Source organism: Pseudomonas berkeleyensis (genome assembly GCF_014109765.1).
Classification (GTDB): domain Bacteria; phylum Pseudomonadota; class Gammaproteobacteria; order Pseudomonadales; family Pseudomonadaceae; genus Aquipseudomonas; species Aquipseudomonas berkeleyensis.
The window spans coordinates 1,154,647-1,172,132 of sequence record NZ_CP059139.1 but is presented as its reverse complement, the minus strand read 5'-3'; the positions used below and the strand labels follow the sequence as shown (position 1 = coordinate 1,172,132).

Here is a 17,486-nt window from a genome sequence, read left to right as displayed (position 1 = left end):
CTTTTGCCCTTGCACCGGTAACTCCTGTTATCAGGTTAGATCATTGCTGAGAGGTGGCACGGGCGGCATGCTCAGCCAGCGCTCCAGCAGCTCCAGCAGCTCATCACGCTTGATCGGCTTGGCCATGTAGTCGTCCGCTCCGGCCGTGATGCATTTCTCACGGTCACCCTTCATCGCATGAGCCGTGAGCGCAATGATCGGTATCACACAACCGTGCTCCTGCTTGAGCAACCGCGTGGCGGTGTAGCCGTCCATGTTGGGCATGGCCATATCCATCAGAATCAGGTCGAAGGGATCGCGCTGATAACTGGCGATGGCCTCGAGACCGTCCTTGGCCGTGCTGACACGCAGCCCCACTTCGTCGAGCAATGCCGTCAGCGCATAGACGTTACGCACGTCGTCATCCACCAGCAGGATGCGTCGTCCCTGCAACGGGTTGACCCGCGCATGCGTCGGCTCAGGGGCGCGCACGTCAACAAGGAAGCCCTGTACGGCCTGACCCAACGCCTCGGTATCATCGCCATGTTTACGCACCACTACCGCGCTGTAGCGACGCAGGCGTTGCAGCGTCTGCTGGTTGACGTCCACCCCGGTGTTGATGACCACACGCGTACCCTGCAGCGTGCGCAGTTGATTGAGACTGTCGAGCAATGCGAAGCCATCCTGATCGGGTAGGTCGAGGTCGACCACCAGGGCACTGAACTGCCCCTGCATGTAGGCCAGGCGAGCCTGATCGCCATTGGCGCAGGCGGTCACCTGGAAACCCAGGCTGGTCAGCTGTTCACGATAGTGCTCGCGCTCGACCTCGACATCCTCGACCAGCAGCAACGCCTGTTCCTGCACAGCGCCATGCTGCAGTTCGAGAAACACCTGCTCCAACTCATCACGGCCAATGGGCTTGACCAGGTAGCGCGTTCCATCGTCGTTCCAGCCAGCCGGCTGCGGTACGCAGGAGATGATGTGAACCGGCGTGTAACGGTGGTTCGGCTGAGCACGCAAGCGACGAAACAGCTGCCAACCACTGAGATCCGGCAGCAGGATGTCGAGGATCACGGCATTGAACGACTCCTGCTGCAGCACACCCAGAGCCTGCAAACCTGTACGGCAGTGAACGCTGGAGAAACCATGAGCGTGTGCCTCCTCGGCGATGACCGAGGCGAAATTGGCATCGTCCTCGACGATCAACAATGGCGGGCCGTCGCCCGCTCGCTGCGGCCCTTCGACAGGCGCCTCGATGGTGATCGCCGCCGTCTGCACCGGCAAGCGAACCGTAAAGGTGGAGCCCTGCCCCGGCGCACTCTGCAAATGGATATCACCATCGAGCGCCAGCACCAGTTGGCGAGTGATGGCCAGGCCCAGTCCGGTTCCGCCAAAACGGCGGCTGGTGGAACCGTCGATTTGTTGAAATGCGTGGAATACCTGCTCGTGCTGCGCTGGATCGATACCAATGCCGCTATCTCGCACGGCGAAGCACAACAGCTCGCGCTCATCTTCCTGCCGCCCCTGGCTGCTGACGCTCAAGGTCACCTCGCCCTGATCGGTGAATTTCAGCGCGTTGGATAGCAGGTTGCGCAGGATCTGATGCAGGCGCACACGGTCGGTATGGATGACCCGCGGCACACCGGCTTCGATCTGGGTGTGCAGGCGCAACCCCTTGATCTCGGCCATCGGCCGCAAGCTGGCGTCCAATTCCACCAACACGTCCTGCACGTTGATTGGTTCGAGCTTGAGCTGCATGCGGCCGGACTCGACCTTGGCCAGGTCGAGCACATCATTGATCAGTTGCAGCAGATCGCTGCCGGCGCGATGGACGATGTCGGCATGCTTGGTCTGTTTCTCGGTGAGATTGCCTGCCAGGTTCTGCCGCAACTGGTCGCTGAGGATCAGGATGCTGTTGAGCGGTGTGCGCAGCTCATGGGACATGTTGGCGAGGAATTCGGACTTGTAGCGGTTGGCCAGCAACAGCTGCTCCGCCTGCTCGCGCAATTTCTGCTCGGCCGCCTTGCGCTCGCTGATGTCGATGATCACCGCCTGCACCAGGTTTTCGTCGCCACTGCGAATCGGCGACAGCCCCACCTCCAGCGGAATCATCTTGCCTTCGCGGTGCTGACCGAACAGCTCACGATTACCGCCCATACGCCGCTGCTCGGGCATCGCCTGGTAGCCGCGACGCATCGCCACATGGCTACCCCGCAGCGCCGCCGGCAGGAGCATTTCCACTGGTTCGCCAAGCAGCATCTGACGCTCGTAGCCGAACAGCAGCTCGGTCTGCCGATTGACCATGGCGATACGACCCAGACCATCCACCAGCACGATGGCGTTGGGCGAAGCTTCTACCACCAGGCGGAAACGTTCCTCGGCCACCTTACGTGCACGCAGGTCGACCAGATTGATCAGATAGCTGCTGCCCTCATGCAGCGGATTGAGGCTGATACTCACCGGGATCGACTCGCCGCGCAGCGTACGCACCATGCGCTCGTCGCTCTCGCTCAGTTGCTCCAGCAAGTCCTGCGGGGATTCGATGTTGGGCAGCACACGCAGCACCGTCTCACCGATCAAACCGTTGAGGGTGCAATCGAACAGCTCGGCCGCACTGCGGTTGGCCATTTCAATGCGCCCCTTGGCATCGCACAGCAGCGTCGCCACCGGTAGCCGTTCTACCAGCATGCGGAAACGCTCTTCCCGCTCCTGCAACTCGACGGCCGCCTTTTCGCTGATGTGCAGTTTGCGTTCGCGCTGATAGAGGTAACCGCCAACCAGCATTGCCAACAGCAATGCCGCGGCCAGCCCCGCCCATAAGCCCAGCGTCCCCGTACGATCGACCAGGCTGCGCTCGTACTCGACCGTACCGATCACATCCAGGCTCCACACGCGGCCATACAAGGGCAGTTCCAGATGATTGCGAAAGCGCGGCTTCCAACCATTGGCCTGGGTTTCGCCGCTGAGTAGCTGGATATCCTGCGCTTGCAGATCCTTCAGAACGATATCGAAACGCCGGGTCTGCGAACCCAGGATGCCCTCCATCAGATCGTGGCTACGAAAGGCGCCGTGCACCACGCCAAGCAAGGCGGCACGGCGCTGCTCGGCGGAATTGAGTGGCAGCCCGGGCCGAAACACCGGCAGAAACAGCAGAACGCCCTGCTGCACGTTGACATCGATTTCCTGGCGCAGCACCACCGGCCCACTCAGGCTGGCTTCGCCACTGTCGATGCTGTGCTCGATGGCCTCTCGCCGGATCGCCTCGCTGAGCATGTCGAACCCCAGCACCCGGCGATTACGCCAGTCCAGCGGGCTGACGTAGTCGATAGGCAGATAATGATCGCGCTGCTCGGCTGGGAACATCTGGTAATCGAGGCGCCCTTCTGCCTGCAGCTCTGCGCGAAACTCGGCGAGTTGCTCAGGCAGCAGAAAACGTGACCAGGCAACAGCCTGGATGCCGGGATAGCGATCCTGCAGCTGCAGTTGATCCAGTGCGCGCTCCCACTCGACGGGTGAAACCCGGTCGCTGCCGGTCATCAGGCCGGAAACCCCACGCAGCACCATCTCGTATGCCTGCATCCGCGCCACGACTCGCTGGCCGATATCCTGCGCTTCGAGCTGGAACCGGTGCTGACTGTCTTCGAGTTCTCGTTTCTGCAGCGTACTCCACTGCCAGAAAATCAGGCTTCCCAGCCCAAATAGCAGACACAAGGCAACCAGTAACGGTATCCAGGGCCTCGGCGGCCGCTCGACAGCTCCGTCTTCCATTCGCACTCCCTCGGTCATCCAGAACCAACGCGCACGAGCCATCCGCACGCGGACTTCACAGAACCACAGCAAGCATTCTAGTCAGCTTTTGAATGGCTGGCCTTTTGCCAGGAGAGACACGACAGGCGGTCACGAAAAATGTCGGGAACACCCTGCGCCGCTTGGCCGAAAGAATCTGGAGGGCTGGCAAAAAACGGGCAACGGATACGAAAAAGCCTCCCATAGGGAGGCTTTCGTTCAACGCGGCGACGACTCAGAGCGGACGCAGGTTGATCTCGACACGACGGTTCTGCGCACGGCCAGCATCGGTGGAGTTGCTGGCAATCGGTTGGCTCGGGCCGGCACCGTATGCAGAGATGCGCTGCCCTGGCACGCCATTGGCGGTCAGGTAATTGGCCACGCTTTGTGCTCGACGCTGCGACAGGCTCTGGTTGAGTTCCTGCGAACCGGTGCTGTCGGTATGGCCGACGATGTCCACGCCGTTCTTGTTGAACTCCTTGAACACCAGCACCAGCGAATTGAGCGTCGGGTAGAAACTGCTGGAAATGTCCGCCGAGTTGCTACCGAAGGTGATGTTGCCCGGCATGATCAGTTTCAGGTCATCGCCATTGCGCTGAACCTGTACGCCAGTGCCCTGCAGCGTCTGGCGCAGTTTGGCTTCCTGGGTGTCGACGTAATAGCCGTAACCACCACCAGCAGCGCCACCCACTGCCGCACCGATCAGTGCACCTTTGCCGCGATCTTTCTTGCTCGAAGTCGCAGCCCCGATCACGGCACCGGTAACGGCACCGACACCGCCATAAACGCCGGCTTTGCCAGCCTGACTTTCGCCGGTGTAGGGGTTGGTGGTGCAGCCAGCCAGCATGGCCATGAGCGCAGTTGCTGCGATCAGATTACGTCTGGTCTTCATAACTTTTCCTTAGGATTTCTTCTGGTATCAGGCAGACATGCCACAGTCTTCGAGCCACCTGGGCAAGGCGAAGTTCCGCGCAAGCTTATCAGCACGGGCGGTGAGGAACCGCGATCTAGACCATGTCTGCCCGATACACAGGCATCACTGCACGCCAGGCAGCGGGCGCAGTGTCACCTCGACGCGGCGGTTCTGCGCCCGTCCTTCCGCAGTGGCATTGCTCGCTACCGGCTGATCCGGCCCCATGCCGCGGGTGCTGACCCGGCTCGGATCGACGCCCTGCGCCAGCAGGTAATCAGCCACGCTCTGCGCACGGCGCTGCGACAGCCCCATGTTGTGGCTGTGCGAGCCGGTGCTGTCAGTATGACCGACCACCTCGATACTGTTCTGGTTGTACTGGCGGAAGGAGTTGGCCAGGTTGTTCAGCGGCTGATAGAAGCTGCTGGCGATCTGCGCGGAGTCGGTGGCAAAGGTGATATTGCCGGGCATGATCAATTGGATCACGTCACCCTGGCGCTGCACCTCGACACCGGTGCCCTGCATGCTGCGGCGCAGCTCCTCCTCCTGCTTGTCGGCGTAGTAGCCATAACCAGCCGCCGCCGCGCCAGCCACGGCCGCGCCGATCAGCGCGCCCTTGCCACGGTTGTCATGGTTGATCAACGCACCGGCAGCCGCACCAGCCAGCGCACCGATACCGCCATAGGTAGCGGTGCGGTTAGAGCTCGGTGCGCTCTGGTCATAGGGGTTTTGCGAAGCGCAGCCACTGAGCAGCAGCGCGGAGGAACACAAGGCGATCAGGGAAAGGCGGAACATGAAGGATTCTCCATGAACGGTGGGTGATGGCTCTTTGAGTCCTCACGCCTGCATTAGTGCCCTGTCACGCACGAATAAAGGGGTTCTCACGCATCTCATCGCCCAAGCGAGTATCCGGGCCATGACCGGTGACCACGGTGGCCTCCTCGTCGAGGCTGTAGAGCCGCTGCTTGATCGAGCGCTCGATGGTGGCGTAGTCACCACCCCATAGGTCGGTACGCCCGATGCCACGACGGAACAACGTGTCCCCCGCGATCAGCAACTTGGCGTCCGCGAACCAGAAACTCATCGAGCCCGGCGTATGCCCAGGCGTATGCAGGGCCACACCACAACCGCAGGCCAGCTCTTCGTCATCGGCCAGCCATTTGTCCGGCGCCGGAACCGGCGTGTAGGGCACACCGAACATGCTGCATTGCATCTCCAGGTTATCCCAGAGGAACTGATCCTCCTTGTGCAGATGCAAGGTGGCACCGGTCTTCTCCTTCATCTGCCCTGAAGCGAGGAAGTGATCGAGGTGCGCGTGAGTGTGAATGATGCTCACCACCTTCAGGCCATGAGCATCCAGTCGCGCCATGATCAGATCGGGATTGCCACCCGGATCGACCACGATGGCCTTCTTGGTCAAGGGATCACCGATGATCGTGCAGTTGCACTGCAAGGGGCCGACGGGGAAGGTTTCGCGGATCAGGGCGGTGCTCATCAGGGTGCCTCGTTTCGATAATCGCCAGGCAGTTTACCCGTCCATTTGCGGAATGCACGGCGGAAGTTGGACGGGTCGCTGAAGCCCAGCAGATAAGCGATTTCATACAGCGGCAAATGCGTGGTGGTGAGGTATTGCAGGGCCAGGCGCTTGCGTACCTCGTCGAGTACCTGCTGGTAGCTGGTGCCCATCTGTGCCAGGTGTCGACGCAGGCTACGGCCGCTGGTATGCAGGGCGCTCGCGGCGCTTTCCAGGTCGGGAAACTCGCCTGGGCGGGCCAATAGCAGGCGGCGCAAGCGGGTCAGCAGGCCGTCCTGCACATCGAGGCTGGCCAGCAGCGCTTCGCACTGCTGCTCGCACATCTGCACCGTGGCCGGATTGGCCAGGGCCATGGGGCGTTCCAGATAATGCCGCGGCAAACGCAGCCAGTGATAGGGCTGCTCGAATTGCGCTGCCACGCCAAAGACCTCGGCATAGCGCTCGGCATAATCAGGCGCCGTATGGGCGAAGCCGACGGCAAGCCCTTGCAGCTCCTCGCCCAAGAGAAAGCGCGCGATGGTATGGATACTGGTCAGCAGGCCCTCGGCGGCGAAACGCGACTGCGGCCCCATGGGAAAGGACTCGACCGCGCGCAACTCCATATCCTCGCCCTGCTCCACCAGCTCCAGCTCGAACGCCAGGCCAAGCACGCGGTAATACTTGAGCGCGAAATGCAACGCCTTGCCCAGATTGGCACTGGACAGCACCGCGTAGCCGAGGATGCCATGGGTGGAGACATTCAATCGCTGGCCCAGCACCAGGCCGAGTGCTGGCTCATGACAACGTTCCAACGCGGCCTGAGTCAGCAGATGGAAATCAAGGAAGGAAAGCCGACCATTGGGACTGCCAAGCACCTCGGGACGCAGCCGCGCCAGGGCGAACAACTCGCCCTGTTCGAGGCCAAGTTCTTCGGCCAGCGCCAGCAACGCTTCGGCATAGGCAACCGGCACCAGTTCAGCCGTGAAATTCAGGGTTTGTTTCATGGGCGTGTCGTTCTGGGTGGCTGGCCGCAAATGACCTGCCTGATGACAAACCTTAACCCAGCGAATCAGTGTTCGCTCTCAGGCCACTACCCCAACTTTTTATTGGAATAGCGCATTGGCCAGATATGACTGTCACCTTGGCTGTTACGAACCTGTGCCCGACAACGCATAACGCCCATAGTGAATGCCAGTCAAACAGCGCAATGGAGCCCTCATGGCCAGCACCACACCGGAAGGATTGCAGATTCGCCCCCGTCACATGGACTTCGATCTGCCCAACCCGCTGCCGCGCCACTGGAACGGCGGCGACGCCTTCAAGACTCATTTGTTCGATGCCATGTCGGTGTTGTTTCCCGATGGCGAGCGCTTCTTCATCGACTCGGTGCGCCAGTTTCGCGACCGTATCGACGACCCGGTACTCAAGGAACAGATTCGTGGCTTCATTGGCCAGGAAGGCCATCACAGCCGTGAACACCTGGAGTACAGCCAGCGCCTACGCGATCTGGGCTACAACGTCGAACGCATCGAGAAACGCGCCCGCGCGCGCATTCGCTACACGCAGAAGAAATTCTCGCCACAGCGCCAACTGGCGGCGACGGCAGCGCTGGAGCACATCACCGCCATCATGGCCGATGGCCTGCTGAGAAATGGCGGATACATGGCCGAAGCCCACCCCACGCTGGCGCGCCTGTGGCGCTGGCACGCGCTGGAGGAAACCGAGCATAAAGCGGTGGCCTTCGATGTCTACAACCAGGTGTGTGGCAGCCGCAAGTTGCTGCGCCGAGCGATGATCATGGGCACCTTCTTCTTCGTGCTCGATACCACGCGCGGCCTGGCACACATGCTCAAAGTCGACGGTCTGCTGTGGAACTGGCGGGTATGGCGCGACGGCATCCGCTGGATGTGGGGCAAGGAAGGCGTGTTCCGCCCGTTGATCCGCACTTATCTGGATTTCTTCAAGGACGGTTTCCATCCCTGGGAACACAACAACCTGGATCTGCTGCACGCCACACGTGAAGAATTCGACGGCACCCCACAGGTTCAGGCAAGCGCCGCCTGAGCCAGAGCAGCGGTCACGCTACCCAAGAAAAAGCCCGGATCCTGTCCGGGCTTTTGCGTAGCCCGGCGTTTCTCCGGGCCATGCCTGCTCTCACTCAGCCACGCAAAAAACGCATCGCATCGGCGGCGCTCTGCTCGGGAATTTCCTCCATGGGGATGTGCCCGACGCCCGGATAGACCTTGACCTGAATACCCGGCAAATCGCGCTGCCACAGCGGCACATGCTTGGGGGAAATCCAGCGATCACGCTCACCCCACATCAGCAGGGTTGACGCCTTGATCTGCGCGACCCGCTCCGGGGTGGCGTGCAGCTCCTGCTTGTTGACCTGCAGCAGCACACGGAAGATATCCATCATGCCGCGACGATTGCCTGGCCTGCGCGACAGGTCATAGTAGCGATCGACCACGCCCGGCTTGATTCGTCCCGGCTCACCGTAGACCTCCTTGATGCCCTGGGCGATCAGCGCACGTGGCATCCACATCGGCATGGCAACAGTGGCGCCAGGCAGCGCAGCGGCGGCGATCATCCAGGGCACCTTGTTCATGTGGTAACCGGCAGGGTCGATCAGTACCAGCTTGCCAACCCGCTGCGGCTGGGCCACGGCAAAGTTCCAGGCGATATAACCGCCCAGCGAGTTACCGGCGATATCCGCCTTGTCCACCTGCAGGTAATCGAGCAGCAGACCGAGCACACGAATCATCCGCTCGGCCGAATACTGGCCATCACGCGCAGGGCCTGTCAGGCCAAAACCGGGGACATCGAAACGGATGATGCGGTAATCGGCTGCAAAGGCTTGCACCCAGCCGTCCCAGGTATGCAATGAAGCGACCACACCGTGGATCAGCACCAATGCCGGTTTGTCTCGGCTGCCCTCATCGCGGTAGTGGATATTGAAGCCATCGAGTTCGATATAGCGGGAGCCTTCGGCCGCATTACCGTAGCGCGCCTTGAGGCGCTCCAGCGGCAGGGCGCCGAAGCCCAGGCGGGCGAAACCGGCAGATAGTGGCGGCTGCAGGGGCAGGCTGTTGGCGGTCATGCACGGTACCTCGGTTCTTATTGGAGTCACCGTGATCAGAACATGAGACCTGGCCGAGCGCTGCCCAACCTTGGGTCTGTTCCCACCTCATTTCTCGCTGAATTCGGCTCATGAAGAGCCGGGAGCGCCTACGCCCCCTGGACACAGCGAAGCGATCAGCAGATCGCCAAGCACCGCCTTGGCGCGCTCGATTTCCTCACGACTGGCGCTGCGCCCGAGCAGGTCGAGCGAGGCCGCTTCAAGTGCCCAGATCAGCGCCTGATAAACCAGCGGATCACGCGGCGCCAGCTCAGGCTCCAGACGTTCGACCAGTAATCGCAGCATCTCCTGATGAGCTCGCTGACGATGAGCGGCCAAAGGCGATTGCGCACGCAACGCCTCTTCCTGCATCAGGCGGATTATCGGCCCGACAGCCAGGTGATAGTCGAAGAAACGCCCGACCATCGCGCGCAGCCAGGCCTGAGGGCTACCAGCCACCTGCTGCATCTCGCGAAAACGAGCAAGCAGCAGTAGCACCGACGTCTGATAGATGCCTTCGAGCACGTCCATCTTGTTGGCGAAGTACTTGTAGAACGTACGCCGCGATACCTGCGCGGCAGCCAGTAGATCGTTCACGGTCGCCTGCTCGAGACCTTTTCGCGCGAATACGCCGATGGCTGCCAGCTGGATATTGGTGCGCTGCAGGTGACCGATCAGTGGCCCCTCGGCACCTGCGCCCTGCTGCGACGCGAGCGCGCCGTAACCGCCCAGATCCTCGAATACCGCCTGAATCGCGCCGTGTTCTGCCAACTCGTCCATGCTGTGTTCCCAACCAAGGCGCGGGTGACGCGACGCCCCTAGCTGGGTACTCTGGAGCCGCCTCTAGCCGCGGATATTCATCGTGTCGCTCACCCTAGCACGTCGCCTGTTCTGGCCGCTGGCCATCCTTTTGCTGGTCTGGCTACCGCCGGCTGGAGCGGCCGAGCTGTTCTATCTCGGCCAACGTATTCCAGACGTGAACAAGCCCTGGCGCAGCGACGACTACCGGCAACTGCGCGAAGCGCTGGAGAAGGTGGACAGCACACAGGCCAATGCCTTGCCGCGACGCAGTGGCGAATTCACCGGGCCGATCTACCAACGCATGATCGCTCCAGACAACTTCCGGCCGCAGTTGAATATCTATGCACCACTGGAGTTGCGGCAGAACGAGGCGCGGGAAGTGCTGTTCGAACTCAAGGAACTGATGCGCCTGTACTTCGACTTCCGTGCCAAGCAGCAACCCTATGCAGCCGAAGCGCTCGGCCTGATGAGCTACTCGCTGCGCCAGCAGGCCATCCTCTTCACCCTCACCACCGAGTTCTGGATGACGCTTTCACAAAGCGAGCAAAGCAATCCGGTTCGCCTGCAGGGCCTGCAGGAAACCAAGGCTGCGGCAGCGATGCTCAGCAGCAGCGCGCTCGATTACCTGGAACTGACCCAGGCCTTCGGCCGCGACGAGCTACTGCTGTATAGCGCCGAGCTGAGCCAACAGTTGCCGGAGCTGTTCGTCCATCTGCCTGCGGATGTGCAGGCGCAGCTGCTGACCCGCATCGAAGGGCTCGCCAGCGGGCACCGTTATCCACAAGTCGGCCAGGACATGGCCAGCTTGCTGCCAGTGCTGCAGATGATCCATCAGGATGTGCGAATCAAGCTGGCGCAGCCAGTGACGCCTGCGATCAAGGCGCCAGCACTGGATCTGTCGCTGCCAACCTCAACGCAGTAGACCGAGCCCCTTGGCGCGGGCGACCGCCTGGGTGCGTCGCTCGACACCCAGTTTGCTGTTGATATGCCGGGCATGAGTCTTGACCGTGTGCAGGGAAATGAACAATCGGTCGCTGATTTCCTGGTTGGAACAACCTCGGGCGATCAGTTGCAACACGGCCAGTTCGCGGCTGCTGAGTTTCTCCGCCAGCGGCTCCTGCTCCAGCACGGGCTCCTCATCGGCTAGCTGAACGAGCGGTAGCTGGCTGATCAGCGCATCACGTGCGGGGCAGGATGGGCGCGCCAGCAGGCGTTCACGCAGCCACTGCGGCTGATGGTGAATCAGCTCGATGAAGGGCAACAGCGCGCCTCCCTCGGCCCCCTCCAGGCAACTGTCGAGCTGCTGCTGCGCCTCGCGCTCGCGCCCCGTCTGGCGCAGCAACTGGGCCAGTTGCGCCTGCGCTACCAGACCAATCAGTTGCCCACCGCCGCCTTGGGCACGTTGATACAAGGCGCGCAGGCGCCGCTCGGCGGCCTCGAGCAGCCCTTGCTGCCGCTCCAGCGCGGCTTGCTGCAAATCGATATGCAGCGCCAGCTGTGGGTGAAACTCGGGCGCTAATGCACGCCCCTGTGCGCCGTAAGTGTCATCCAGCTGCGGCAACCAGGCAGCGGCCAACTCGACCTGTCCTTGGCGTAACCAGAGCTCACACTTGATCAGCGTGATCATCGCCAGGTAGTAGATCGCAGGTACGTCCCAGACATGCATCAGACGCTCGGCCTCACCGAGCAAGGCGAAGGCCTCGGCAGGACGACCGTCGCGCCCTTCCAGGCTGGCCAGCACGCAGTAGCCGATCACCACGCCCACGTCGCGACAGCCCCTGGCCTCGACGATACCTGCGCGCAGCCGTTCCGACGCTTGCGGCTGCAAACGCAGGCTGAGCAGATAGCCCTCGTAGAGCGTCAGCCGCGCACGCACCGAATAGCTGCGCTGCGCCGCCAAGCCTTGCACACGGGCGAGGCCCTGACGCACCTCGCTCAGCGCACGTAACACCTCGCCACGCGCTTGCAGCACGCGCGCGCGCTCATAATGCGCCAACGCCTCGAGCAAGGGATTTTCAATCCGCTGAGCCAGCTCCAATGCATCGCGGTTGAGGCCGCGAGCGCGCCATAGATCTCCACGCGCAATGGCCAGGTTGGCCAGAGCAGACAGGCACATGAAGTGCGGGCCATAACGATCAGCCGGCAGGCTGGCCAAGGCCTCGCTGCACTGCTGCTCGGCACGCGCGCCATCGCCGCGTCCGCGCGCGATGATGCCATCCAGGGCCTGCCATTGCGCCAGCAGACTGCGCTGACTGGCAGCATCCGCAGCGGGCAGAAAGCGATCCAGTTGATCGAGCAGTTCCTGTGCCGCATCCAGTTGGCAGGCCAAAGCCAACGCCCAGCCATACAGCATGATCAGACGTGGTGTGCTGACCAGCAGATCGTCCGGCAGATTGGTCTTCCAGCGCAGCAGCATGGCGATGTTCTGTTCCGCCAGCATCTGCTCCTCGGAAAGATTCTGCACCAGGCTGGCGGCCACATCGGACTGGCCAGCCAGCAACGCCTGCTCGATGGCTGCATCCAGCATGCCCTGAGCGGCAAACCAGCGACAGGCGCGCAGATGAGAACCACTGCGCGAGCGGCTCAAACCATCAGCCGGTCGTGCATTGAGCAGATCGGAAAACAGATGGTGATAGCGAAACCAGCGCCCCTGCTCGTCGAGCGGCACCAGAAATACCTGGTTCGCCTGCAACTGGCGGATGATCGCAGCGCTGTCATGGCAGTCACGCACCGCATCGCACAACTCGGCGCAGAAACGCTCGAGGCAGGCCGTGTCGTAGAGAAACTGCTGCACCTCGGGTGGCTGACGCTCGATGACCTCTTCGAGCAGGTACTCGCGAATCAACCCTTCGCCACCATGCAGCTCCGGCCCTTCTCCTGCCCCGTCATCCAGCTCCTCTACCGCCAACAGCCACAGGCGCAACCCCGCGACCCAGCCTTCGCTGCGCTGCAGGATGCCGGCAAGCTGCTGCTGTTCCAGGTGCGTGCCCTGGCTCGCCAACAGGGCATCCAGTTCAGCAGCGGTCAGGCGTAAATCCTGCTCGTTCAGCTCCAGCAACTGCCGCGACAAGCGCAGGCGCGCCAGATGCCAATCGGGACGCTGACGACTGGTAACCAGCAGCAGAACACCGGGCGGCAGGTGATTGAGGAAAAATTGCAGACAGCGATCGAGCACCGGCCCCTGCGCCAGGTGATAGTCATCCAGCACCAGCAGTAGAGGCTGGCCGTCATCGAGCTCATGAGCCAACTCATCGAGCAGCCCATCGAGCCATTGTTCGAAAGCGAAGGGTTGATGCCGTTGACGCATTTTCAGCAGACCGAGCGCCTCTTCCCCCAGAGCCGGATAGAACTGCTGCAAACCTTGCAATAGACGCTCAAGAAAACGCCCAGGGTCGTGATCACGCTCACTGAGCCCCAACCACAGGCTGCGCCAATGAGCAGGCAAGCGCTCGCAGAATTCGATGGCCAACGAGCTTTTACCGAACCCCGCAGGTGCAGAAACCAGCAGCAGACGACCCTGCAAGCCCTCCTCGAGGCGCTCGCACAGACGCGGTCGCGGCATGTGCCCTGCCGGCAGCGGTGGGCGATAGAAACGGGCTTCGACCGGCGTGGCCGGCATGTAGGAAAACCCTGGCGAGCGAGAAAGGTCTGTCATCGGCCGATTCTTGGAAGTCTTCTGTAGGCTGCTGCGGGCACGATCTGACCCAGCCTAGCGACTTGCCATGGCCATTAGAAGCCTCGGCTACAGTCCGTAACGAAAAAGCCGAAAGCCGAGGCAAATACCAGTCGGCAAATATCAGTATTTTCGCTGCGCACAGTGCACCCTACCCAGGAAACGAAAAAGCCGGCACAAGGCCGGCTTTGTCGTGTTACAGAGTAACGGTGTTAGCGAACACCCGCCTGACGCAGAGCGGCCGGGGTGTAATCGCTACCAGCAGCCTTGTAGTTGAAGTCGTAGGCTTGTTTCTCCTCGTTCTTCATACCCAGGGCCAGGTAACGGCCGGACAGCAGGTCGTACAGGGTTTCGACGGTGTACCACGGCACTTGCTTGTCGTAGTAGTACTGAGCATGGGCCTCAGCTACACGCCACAGGGTGCCACGGCCATCGTAGTGGTCGATCAAAGCGGCTTGCCAGGTGTCCTCGTCGATGTAGAAGTCACGCTTGGCATAGATGTGACGCTCGCCAGACTTCAGGGTCGCGGTCACGTGCCAGACGCGGTGCAGCTCGTAGCGAGTCAGATCCTGGTTGATGTGACCGGCCTTGATGATGTCGGAGTACTTCAGGTTCGGCGAGTCCAGCTTGTAGGAGTTGTACGGGATGTAGATCTCCTTCTTGCCTTCGAGCTTCCAGTCGTAACGATCCGGCGCACCGTTGTACATGTCGAAGTTGTCGGAGGTACGCAGACCGTCCGCGGCGGTACCTGGACCGTCGTAGGACACCTGCGGTGCACGACGCACGCGACGTTGACCAGCGTTGTACAGCCACGCCAGACGCGGCTCCTTCACCTGGTTGAGGGTCTCGTGCACCAGTAGCACGTTACCAGCCAGACGCGACGGAGCAGTCACACGCTGTTTGAAGTAGAACAGGACGTTGCTTTCCTTGTTCGGGTCGAAGTCGGTCAGCGCATCACGGAAGGTGAACTCGTCCTGGAAGTAGACCAGCGAGTAGGAACCGTTCGGTTGCGGAGTCGCCTGGGTCACCAGACGACGCACACTGCCACCGCGGTAGCGGGTGATGTGGTTCCAGATCGCTTCCAGACCGTTCTGCGGGATCGGGAACGGGTTGGCGGTCTGGAAATTCTCCAGGCCGTTACCACCCTCGACCATCTTGGTGTTGACGGCGTTCTGCTTGGCCGCCTCGATCACCGCGGCCGGCACGGTCGCCGAACGATGGGTCGTGAAGACCGGCATCTTGTAGCTTTCCGGGTAGCGCTTGAACATGGCCAACTGGCCAGGGGTCAGCTTGTCCTTGTACTGATCGACGTTCTGCGCCGTGATGGTGAACAGCGGCTGCTCGCTGGCAAACGGATCGGCCAGGAAGCCACGCGGGTCGACTGCACCGGCGTTGGTCGGCAGACCGCCAGTCCAGGCAGGGATCGATCCATCGGCATTACCAGCCATTTCCGCACCCAGCGGGGTCAAGGTCGTGCCCAGCTTGGCCGCTTCGTCAGGCGACACTGCTGCCATCACACCGGTCGCCAGCAGGGACAGGGTCAGGACGCCGCTTTGCCACAGTTTTTTTGTTGTTTTCATTTGCATCATGATTCCTCGAATTTCCTGACCGCTTAGAAGTTCATACCGAAGCTGAGCGCGACGAAGTCACGGTCAACCGAGGTGTTGTACTTGCCATCAAAGAAGTTGGTGTAGGACAGGCTGGCGGTATAGGTGTTCTGGTAATCGGCGTCTAGGCCGAGGCTGACGGCTTTGGCGCCTTCAGTAAACAGGCCATTTGGCCCGTAGCCATTGACATCATGCGACCAGGACACACTGGGGCGCAGGTTCACGCCAACGATAGCGTTCGGATAGTCCCAAATGGCCCGGGCGCGATACCCCCAAGAGGTGCTGGTGGCAAAACCATCGTCTTCACAATAACGATCAACATTCTTGCCAGAGTTACCGTTAAGAATTTGAGAGCAGGTATTGCGGAAGACGCCGGGGGCTACCTGAGTCGGCGGCAATGGCCCTGGGCCATAGCTAGGATCACGACCGTAGCGAACCTTATCACTACTCTCCAGACCGCCAATATGTACAACACCAATCTCACCAACCAGAGTCAGACGCGAAGCCCCCATGACTTGGTCAAAAAAGTGAGTGAAGGTCGTTTGGAACTGAGTAATTTCCTTACGGTTGTAGCCATGAAGATCTTGTCCTTGGGCACCGTTTGCCAGCGAGGCATTAGCAAATGCACCGCCGAGAAGCTTTACACCGCCATAAAGGATATCTGTAGAGTTGATTTGAACCGGAGCATTCGGCCGGTAACTCAATTCACCCGACCATGCAGTACCAGTAGGCAGAGTGGTGGCGAAGCTCAACCCGTAAAGACGGATATCTTCCGGATACTCCATGAAATAATTCGAGTTCGCTGCAATCACAAGCGGCGCCGCTGCCCCCGCCCCCGGAGCGACCGCATAGACACTGCCAGGTGCCGCCGTCGCGCTGAAAATAGGCGTCCGACTATGGTAGTTGATGAAGTAAGCACCGAACTCGGTATCTAGCGGCTCAAACAAATAACGGAATGCCACACCAAATTGGCCACTGTCACGAGCGTCCCGATCACCGCTACGGGGCACGATAACACCCTCGCTAGTTCCTGTTATTGGCCTGAAACCAGGTACCGCCGCGAAGTTGGCATTGAGAACTGCAAGCGTGCCAGCACCTGGGTTTGTCAGAACTGCTAGGTTGTTATCACAACCATCAGCAACGATGTCAGCCTGAGCAAAGAAGGTACCGCAGTTGTCGACAACAGTCTGATCCCACTCCAGTTGATAAAACGCCTCCATGGAAAGGTTATCGGTCAGACTCTGGGCAACATAGAACATGTTGACCGGAATCAAACCTTCCTTGATTTCAGCGCCAGGACGACGAAACGCAGCAGCATCAATCGGGTTGATTGCATTGATACTGTTCTGGATAAAGGTACTTTCACCCCAGCTGACAACTTGTTTACCCAGACGAACCGAGCCAGGTTGATTACCGATGGCGTAATTGTGGTAGACGAAGGCGTCCAGAATTTCAGCGCCAGATGATTTAGCGCCCTCTTTGCGATTACTGTCGTCAATGTCCTTGAACAGACGGCTCTCGTCTTTCAGTTCGAAGTCATACCAATACTTGCCCCGAACGAACACACCGGTGTCCTTGTACTTCAACTCAAGGTCATGGATACCCTTGAAGATCTTCGAGAAAGTCTCACCGCGCTTGAAGTTCAGGTGAGCATCATCAGACGTCTGAGACAGCCCATCACCACCATTATTCTTGCCTATCAGGTTTTTATCGGCCTTTGACGTGGACCAACTCGCCCCCACCGACAGCGACGAGTCGAACTGCCCTTCGATCTCGCCGATATTGAAAGTGACGCCGAATGCCGGAGCGGCAAGGGTGGAAGCGAGGCTGACGGCCAGCGGCAGTTTTGCCAGGCGCCAGTAGGGTGTTGTTTTTGTTGTCATCGACGCTACTCCATGTGTTTTTTGTTATGGATGCTTTGACTATAGCCAGCGGGTGGTACTGCTTGATCCCTCGAAAGTGTGATTTGCAGACCCCAGCCACTCTGGCTCGCAGGTTTCAGGCCCTGCCCCTAGCCAAGCATGGACGGGAAACAGCAATTAGCAAGCCAAACGCTTGTTTGACTGAGTGGTCACCTGCATCACCCAGTCAATTCGCAC

At 60.6% G+C, this 17,486-nt stretch carries 12 protein-coding genes; 2 read left to right on the top strand and 10 right to left on the bottom strand.

What is annotated here, in order from left to right; genetic code table 11:
• Nucleotides 1-30: 30 nt before the first annotated feature.
• The 5 genes from HS968_RS05395 to HS968_RS05375 all read right to left on the bottom strand — a co-directional run bounded on the left by HS968_RS05395 (nt 31) and on the right by HS968_RS05375 (nt 7,192).
• Nucleotides 31-3,747 (bottom strand): response regulator, encoded by a 3,717-nt coding sequence (locus tag HS968_RS05395; protein WP_182370473.1) that lies wholly within the window; start codon nt 3,745-3,747, stop codon nt 31-33.
• Between the two features lie 253 nt (nt 3,748-4,000).
• Nucleotides 4,001-4,657 (bottom strand): OmpA family protein, encoded by a 657-nt coding sequence (locus HS968_RS05390; protein ID WP_182370472.1) that lies wholly within the window; start codon nt 4,655-4,657, stop codon nt 4,001-4,003.
• Between the two features lie 144 nt (nt 4,658-4,801).
• Nucleotides 4,802-5,470: an OmpA family protein gene (locus tag HS968_RS05385; protein WP_106738973.1), complete on the bottom strand. Its 669-nt coding sequence runs from the start codon at nt 5,468-5,470 to the stop codon at nt 4,802-4,804.
• A gap of 64 nt (nt 5,471-5,534) precedes the next feature.
• Nucleotides 5,535-6,170: an MBL fold metallo-hydrolase gene (locus tag HS968_RS05380; RefSeq protein WP_182370470.1), complete on the bottom strand. Its 636-nt coding sequence runs from the start codon at nt 6,168-6,170 to the stop codon at nt 5,535-5,537.
• Nucleotides 6,170-7,192 (bottom strand): AraC family transcriptional regulator, encoded by a 1,023-nt coding sequence (locus HS968_RS05375; RefSeq protein WP_182370469.1) that lies wholly within the window; start codon nt 7,190-7,192, stop codon nt 6,170-6,172. Before HS968_RS05375 ends, HS968_RS05380 begins: the two co-directional genes overlap by 1 nt.
• Before the next feature lie 214 nt (nt 7,193-7,406).
• Between HS968_RS05375 and HS968_RS05370 the strand changes: the two genes are divergently transcribed.
• A complete protein-coding gene (locus HS968_RS05370; protein WP_106738970.1) occupies nt 7,407-8,252 on the top strand; it encodes a metal-dependent hydrolase in 846 nt (281 codons plus the stop codon).
• Between the two features lie 94 nt (nt 8,253-8,346).
• Here HS968_RS05370 and HS968_RS05365 read toward each other — a convergent pair whose 3' ends face one another.
• Both HS968_RS05365 and HS968_RS05360 read right to left on the bottom strand, forming a co-directional pair.
• Nucleotides 8,347-9,288: an alpha/beta fold hydrolase gene (locus HS968_RS05365; RefSeq protein WP_182370468.1), complete on the bottom strand. Its 942-nt coding sequence runs from the start codon at nt 9,286-9,288 to the stop codon at nt 8,347-8,349.
• A gap of 108 nt (nt 9,289-9,396) precedes the next feature.
• Entirely contained in the window at nt 9,397-10,086 is a 690-nt protein-coding gene (locus HS968_RS05360) for a TetR/AcrR family transcriptional regulator (protein ID WP_182370467.1), read from the bottom strand.
• A gap of 82 nt (nt 10,087-10,168) precedes the next feature.
• Here HS968_RS05360 and HS968_RS05355 point away from each other — a divergent pair, with 82 nt between their 5' ends.
• Nucleotides 10,169-11,029 carry a hypothetical protein gene (locus HS968_RS05355; RefSeq protein WP_182370466.1) on the top strand — a complete coding sequence of 287 codons (861 nt, stop codon included), beginning with the start codon at nt 10,169-10,171 and terminating at the stop codon, nt 11,027-11,029.
• Here the strand turns inward: HS968_RS05355 and HS968_RS05350 are convergent.
• From HS968_RS05350 to HS968_RS05340, 3 genes are all read right to left on the bottom strand, one after another.
• Nucleotides 11,018-13,762: a LuxR C-terminal-related transcriptional regulator gene (locus HS968_RS05350; RefSeq protein WP_182370465.1), complete on the bottom strand. Its 2,745-nt coding sequence runs from the start codon at nt 13,760-13,762 to the stop codon at nt 11,018-11,020. The genes HS968_RS05355 and HS968_RS05350 overlap by 12 nt on opposite strands.
• 230 nt (nt 13,763-13,992) lie before the next feature.
• Nucleotides 13,993-15,360 (bottom strand): DUF1329 domain-containing protein, encoded by a 1,368-nt coding sequence (locus HS968_RS05345; RefSeq protein ID WP_182370464.1) that lies wholly within the window; start codon nt 15,358-15,360, stop codon nt 13,993-13,995.
• Between the two features lie 32 nt (nt 15,361-15,392).
• Nucleotides 15,393-17,270, bottom strand: a complete 1,878-nt coding sequence (locus HS968_RS05340; protein ID WP_182370463.1) for a DUF1302 domain-containing protein — start codon at nt 17,268-17,270, stop codon at nt 15,393-15,395.
• Nucleotides 17,271-17,486 lie beyond the last annotated feature (216 nt).